The sequence below is a fragment of the Streptomyces sp. NPDC055955 genome, assembly GCF_042270245.1.
GTDB lineage: Bacteria > Actinomycetota > Actinomycetes > Streptomycetales > Streptomycetaceae > Streptomyces.
On record NZ_JBHJYS010000003.1, the window covers coordinates 551,308 to 557,582 of the forward strand.

The following is a 6,275-nucleotide window of genomic DNA, read 5'->3' on the forward strand; positions in this document are numbered from 1 at the left end:
AGATGCGGGATCCGCTGTCCATGGCCACGGACGCCTTCACCTCCTTCCTGTTCGGGAAGGTGGAGACGACCCGGCTTCCGGTCCGTACGTCGACGGGGCAGGCTCAGGCGGTCTACCTGCCGACGGCCGCCCCCGGCCTCGGCGACTCGGGCGTCATCATCGGCCGCGAGGTGTACTCCGGCAAGGGCTACATCTACGACCCCTTCCAGCTGTACGGGCAGCAGCTGCCCGCCCCGCACTGGCTGGTCCTCGGCGAGTCCGGCAACGGCAAGTCCGCGCTGGAGAAGACGTACGTCCTGCGGCAGCTGAGGTTCAGGGACCGCCAGGTCGTCGTCCTCGACGCGCAGGGTGAGGACGGGGTCGGCGAGTGGAACCTCATCGCCCAGGAGCTGGGCATAACTCCTATCCGGCTGGACCCGACGGCCGCTCTGGACATGGGGATCCGGCTCAACCCGCTCGACCCGGCGATCACGACGACCGGGCAGCTCGCCCTGCTCCGGACGATCATCGAGGTCGCCATGGGGCACGGCCTCGACGAGCGCTCGGGCTTCGCCCTCAAGGTCGCGCACGCCTACGTCAACGAGACCATCGTCGAGCGCCAGCCCGTCCTGACCGACATCGTCGAGCAGCTCCGCCACCCGGAACCCGAGTCGGCGGAAGCGATGAACGTGGCCATAGACGACGTACGGGCGTGGGGACTTGACGTCGCCCTGGTCATCGACCGTCTCGTGGACGGTGACCTGCGCGGCATGTTCGACGGTCCGACCACGGTCGGTATCGACCTCGACGCCCCGCTGATCGTCTTCGACCTGTCCCACATCGACCGCAACTCCATCGCCATGCCGATCCTGATGGCGATCGTGGGTGTGTGGCTGGAGCACACCTGGATCCGGCCGGACCGCAAGAAGCGCATCTTCCTGGTGGAGGAGGCGTGGCACATCATCAACTCACCGTTCGTGGCGCAGCTGTTCCAGCGGCTCCTGAAGTTCGGCCGGCGCCTCGGTCTGTCGTTCGTGGCCGTCGTCCACCACCTCAGTGACGTGGTCGACGGGGCCGCGGCCAAGGAGGCGGCCGCGATCCTGAAGATGGCCTCGACCAGGACCATCTACGCCCAGAAGGCCGACGAGGCACGGGCCACCGGTCTCGTACTCGGCCTGCCACGCTGGGCCGTGGAGATCATCCCCTCGCTGACCCCGGGCATCGCGGTCTGGGACGTGAACGGGAACGTCCAGGTCGTGAAGCACCTCATCACCGAGACGGAACGGCCCCTGGTCTTCACCGACCGGGCCATGACGGAGTCCTCCGCCGAGGCGCTCGGCGACGACGACGCCATGCGCGCCGCCGACCTGGAGGCGGAGGAGCGGGCGGCCGCCTTCGTGGAACAGCACATGGGCGACCGGCTGAAGGACTCGTCGGAGTCGACGGTGGCCTGAGGTCCGGGAATTACTGGTGGGGCTCGGCGAGAGCGAGAGCGGCATGCGGCGGCACGACGCCTACGAGCAGGACGACAGGTACGGGGACCGGGGCCGGGGCGGCCCGGTCCCGCGGGAACGGCAACGCGGCGTTCCCGACGGGCTGCTCCTCGGCGTGCTCGCGTTCCTGCTCGGCATGACCGTCATGGTGTGGACGGCGACGGGCCTGTCGGGCCTGTTCTCCAAAGGCTCCTGGCCGGACGGCGTGACGGTCCGCCACACGCCGGTGGCGATGCGCTCCCTCATCGGCCGCCCGCACGACCTGCCGGGCGCGTGGCCGGACACCCCGGCCGGGCAGCTCTCCGGGTACGGGCTGTTCTGGGGCCTGTTCATCGGCCAGGTCCTCGTGCTGATCGTGCTCGCGGTGTTCGTCGCGGGGACGGTGGCGCGGTGGCGGGCCGTACGGCGGAGGGGCCGCGCGGAGGCGGCCGTCGCTTCTTCGATCGAGCCGGCGCCTGCGGCCGCCCCCGTTCCCCGGGCCGCGGTCTCCGAGGTCCCGGCAGCCGGGCCGGAGCCCCAGGAGCACCACGAGAAGCAGGAGCGTCACGAGAGTCCCGCCGCCCCGGCCGCCCCCTCGACCGTCCCCGCCCCTCGCGGGCCCGTCGTCCTCGGGCCCGCCGAGACCCGCGCTCCCCGGGCCATTCAGGCGATCAGGGACGCCGAGGGGCCCGTCCTCGTCGTCACGTCGTCGGCGAGTGTCTGGGCGGAGACCAAGGACGCCCGGTCGAAGCTCGGTCCCGTCCTCGTCTACGACCCCACCCACCTGTGCGACACCCCGGCCCGCCTCCACTGGAACCCGGCGCAGGGCTGCGAGGACAAGCCCACGGCCGCCTCCCGGGCTGCCGCCCTCCTCGCCCCGATCCGGCCCACCGCCAGACTCGACGCGGCCACCGCCGACACGGCGGAGACGCTGCTGCGCAGCTTTCTGCACGCCGCCGCCGTGGACACGAAGCCGTTCCGGCACGTGCACCGCTGGGCACAGGGCACCCAGGTCCAGGAGGCCGTACGCATCCTGCGTACGAGCCCGAAGGCGGCGGCCGGCTCCGCGGGCGAGCTGGAGGCAGCGCTCACCTCGCATCCCGAACGCCGGGACATGGCACAGGAGTTGACGGCCCGCGCACTGTCCTCACTGTTCTCCGTCCACATCCGCGAGGCGTGCACCCCAAACCGAACTGATGCGCTCACCCTGGATTCCTTTGCGAACGAAGGGGGCACGCTTTATGTGGTGGGTGAAGCCATCGAGGATCCCAAGGCGGACCCGGGGGCGATGCCCCTCCTCACGGCCCTCGCCTCAAGCGTGGTCGAGCACGGCCGGCGCATGGCCGAACGGTCATCAGCCGGTCGGCTCGACCCACCAATGACGCTCGTCCTCGACGACGTCGCCGCGGTGGCTCCGCTTCCCCAGCTGCCGGAGCTGCTGTCCACCGGAGCGGACCGGGGTCTGCCGACCCTGGCCCTCCTCCGGTCCCGGGAGCAGGGCCGAGCCCGCTGGCCGCACGCCGAACTCCCGGCCCCGTAAGGCTTGTCACGGCCGCTCCAGCACCATCTCGTACTCGACCTTCGACGGGTCGCCCGGCACCGCCACGCTCGCCCCGCTGCGACGGAAGCCGAACCGCCGGTAGAACGCCTGCGCCCGCGCGTTGTCCTGGTGCACGTACAGCCGCACCCGCTCCAGGCCCTCCAGCGAACGCGCCCACTTCACGGCCGCCAGGAACAGCGCCTCGCTCACGCCGCTCCCCCGGCACTCGGGCCGCACGTACACGCCGACGAGATGGGCCTGCCGCACGTCGCTCGTGTCGCCGAACGCGAGCGGCGCCCCGGCCTCCTCCACCCGTACGGTCACGGTCCCCCACCACCGGCCGTCCGCTCCCTCGGCGACGAACTGGTTCCCGGAACCGTCGAGTTCGAAGCGTCCGGCCCGGTCCCGCCAGAACTCCTCGGGCCGCGCGACCGCGGTCTCGTACGTCTCCAGGAAGGCGATCGGCGCCGCCGGATCGCGCAGGGCGGCGAGCCGGATCTCCCGCACCGCCTCCCACTCCTGCGACCGGACAGGACGGACGACGTACTTCTCGGCAGGCTCCATGGGGCGGACCCTACGGGACCGTCGGACCGGGGTACTACAGCATTTCGGCAGCTCCGAACCACGGTCGGACGCCCCGCCCCCGCCCGTCCCCCCGCCTTCGGAACATCGCCCCCAGCACCGACGTACCGGGTCCGCAGGACTGTGCCTGAGCCTCGCGCCGACGGTGCCACTGCTGTGGCGACGCACACGGCCGATGACGGCACTCGCGGTGATGGTGGCGGCCGGCGCCGTCACCATCTGGACCGGCGCGCTGCTCCAGCTCGCCGCCGTGTTCAACGTCGCCCTGCGCCGCCCGCCGAAACTGCTCCCGGCCGCCTGCGCGCTGACCCTGGTGCCGGTCGTCGTGGGCGTCGTCCGCCATCCGAAGGGCGGTTGGGACCAGCGGATCGTCCCGCAGGTGTGGGCGATCACCTTCGTGGCGCCGCTCGGCATCGCGGTCCGCAGCCGTCGGGAGTACACATCGTTTCTCGTCGAGCGCGCCCACCGACTCGAGGCGAGCGCGACCAGCAGGCCCAGCTCGCCGCTGCGGCGGAACGCACGCGCATCGCCGGCGAGATGCACGACATCATCGGCCACAACCTCTCCGTCATCACGGGTCTGGCCGACGGAGGCGCCTACGCGGCGGCCAAGAACCCCGAACGCACGGGACAGGCACCGGAGGCCATCGCCACGACGAGCCGCCAAGCCCTCACGGAACTGCGCCGCCTTCTCGAGGTACTGCGCCAAGAGACCATGCCCGCAGCCGAGTTGGCGCCCCAGTCGGCACTCACGAACCTGGACCGGCTCGTCGACAGGGTCCGCGCGGCGGGCCTGCCCGTACGTCTCGCCCTGCGCGGCCGACCCGGCTCGCTCGCTCCCGGCAAGGAACTGACGGTGTATCGGTTCGTGCAGGAGGCGCGCACCAACACGCTCAAGCACGCCGCATCGTCGCGTCCGGCGACGCACCCGGGTCCTGATCCTCACGACGTTCGACCTCGACAAGTACGCGTACGACGGCCTGCGTGCGGAAGCATCCGGATTCCTCGTCGTGGAGCCGGCGTGAATCCGAATGCGCCTGAACACAAAAAAGCCTCGTTCCCCGAGTTTTCACTCGGGGAACGAGGCTTTTTATCAAAAATAGTTCGGCGGCGTCCTACTCTCCCACAGGGTCCCCCCTGCAGTACCATCGGCGCTGTGAGGCTTAGCTTCCGGGTTCGGAATGTAACCGGGCGTTTCCCTCACGCTATGACCACCGAAACACTATGAAACTGTCAACCGCACCACGCTCTGTGACAAACGCGGGGTTGTTCGTGGTTTCAGAACCAACACAGTGGACGCGAGCAACTGAGGACAAGCCCTCGGCCTATTAGTACCAGTCACCTCCACCCGTTACCGGGCTTCCAGATCTGGCCTATCAACCCAGTCGTCTACTGGGAGCCTTAACCCCTCAAAGGGGGTGGGAATACTCATCTCGAAGCAGGCTTCCCGCTTAGATGCTTTCAGCGGTTATCCTTTCCGAACGTAGCCAACCAGCCATGCCCTTGGCAGGACAACTGGCACACCAGAGGTTCGTCCGTCCCGGTCCTCTCGTACTAGGGACAGCCCTTCTCAATATTCCTACGCGCACAGCGGATAGGGACCGAACTGTCTCACGACGTTCTAAACCCAGCTCGCGTACCGCTTTAATGGGCGAACAGCCCAACCCTTGGGACCGACTCCAGCCCCAGGATGCGACGAGCCGACATCGAGGTGCCAAACCATCCCGTCGATATGGACTCTTGGGGAAGATCAGCCTGTTATCCCCGGGGTACCTTTTATCCGTTGAGCGACGGCGCTTCCACAAGCCACCGCCGGATCACTAGTCCCGACTTTCGTCCCTGCTCGACCCGTCGGTCTCACAGTCAAGCTCCCTTGTGCACTTACACTCAACACCTGATTACCAACCAGGCTGAGGGAACCTTTGGGCGCCTCCGTTACTCTTTAGGAGGCAACCGCCCCAGTTAAACTACCCATCAGACACTGTCCCTGATCCGGATCACGGACCCAGGTTAGACATCCAGCACGACCAGAGTGGTATTTCAACGACGACTCCACAACCACTGGCGTGGCCGCTTCAAAGTCTCCCACCTATCCTACACAAGCCGAACCGAACACCAATATCAAACTGTAGTAAAGGTCCCGGGGTCTTTCCGTCCTGCTGCGCGAAACGAGCATCTTTACTCGTAGTGCAATTTCACCGGGCCTATGGTTGAGACAGTCGAGAAGTCGTTACGCCATTCGTGCAGGTCGGAACTTACCCGACAAGGAATTTCGCTACCTTAGGATGGTTATAGTTACCACCGCCGTTTACTGGCGCTTAAGTTCTCAGCTTCGCACACCCGAAAGTGCACTAACCGGTCCCCTTAACGTTCCAGCACCGGGCAGGCGTCAGTCCGTATACATCGCCTTACGGCTTCGCACGGACCTGTGTTTTTAGTAAACAGTCGCTTCTCGCTGGTCTCTGCGGCCACCCCCAGCTCGAGGAGCAAGTCCTCTCACCAGTGATGGCCCCCCTTCTCCCGAAGTTACGGGGGCATTTTGCCGAGTTCCTTAACCATAGTTCACCCGAACGCCTCGGTATTCTCTACCTGACCACCTGAGTCGGTTTAGGGTACGGGCCGCCATGAAACTCGCTAGAGGCTTTTCTCGACAGCATAGGATCATCCACTTCACCACAATCGGCTCGGCATCAGGTCTCAGCC

General features: G+C 67.3%; 3 protein-coding genes, 2 rRNA genes and 2 pseudogenes (1 of these 7 running past the window's edge). 4 read left to right on the forward strand and 3 right to left on the reverse strand.

What is annotated here, in order from left to right; all coding sequences use genetic code 11:
- The first annotated feature begins 2 nt into the window (after positions 1 to 2).
- Complete coding sequence (locus ACFC96_RS08625) at positions 3 to 1,433, forward strand: ATP-binding protein (protein ID WP_376260741.1); 1,431 nt, start codon at positions 3 to 5, stop codon at positions 1,431 to 1,433.
- Positions 1,434 to 1,476: 43 nt separating this feature from the next.
- The gene (locus ACFC96_RS08630; protein ID WP_376610982.1) at positions 1,477 to 2,991 is read left to right on the forward strand and encodes a TraM recognition domain-containing protein; all 1,515 of its coding nucleotides are present in this window, start codon (positions 1,477 to 1,479) and stop codon (positions 2,989 to 2,991) included.
- Between the two features lie 6 nt (positions 2,992 to 2,997).
- On the opposite strand, the gene ACFC96_RS08635 is transcribed toward ACFC96_RS08630, so the two are convergent.
- A complete protein-coding gene (locus ACFC96_RS08635) occupies positions 2,998 to 3,555 on the reverse strand; it encodes a GNAT family N-acetyltransferase (RefSeq protein WP_376610946.1) in 558 nt (185 codons plus the stop codon).
- A gap of 555 nt (positions 3,556 to 4,110) precedes the next feature.
- Between ACFC96_RS08635 and ACFC96_RS08640 the strand changes: the two are divergent.
- Together ACFC96_RS08640 and ACFC96_RS08645 are read left to right on the forward strand one after the other, a co-directional pair.
- A pseudogene (locus ACFC96_RS08640) lies at positions 4,111 to 4,224 on the forward strand (hypothetical protein); the annotation flags it as partial.
- A gap of 245 nt (positions 4,225 to 4,469) precedes the next feature.
- Positions 4,470 to 4,582 (forward strand): annotated as a pseudogene (locus ACFC96_RS08645) (DNA-binding response regulator); the annotation flags it as partial.
- A 92-nt stretch (positions 4,583 to 4,674) separates the two neighbouring features.
- Here ACFC96_RS08645 and rrf read toward each other — a convergent pair.
- Both rrf and ACFC96_RS08655 read right to left on the reverse strand, forming a co-directional pair.
- Positions 4,675 to 4,791 (reverse strand): 5S ribosomal RNA (gene rrf, locus ACFC96_RS08650).
- An 89-nt stretch (positions 4,792 to 4,880) separates the two neighbouring features.
- A 23S ribosomal RNA gene (locus ACFC96_RS08655) occupies positions 4,881 to 6,275 on the reverse strand; it runs 1,370 nt beyond the window's last position.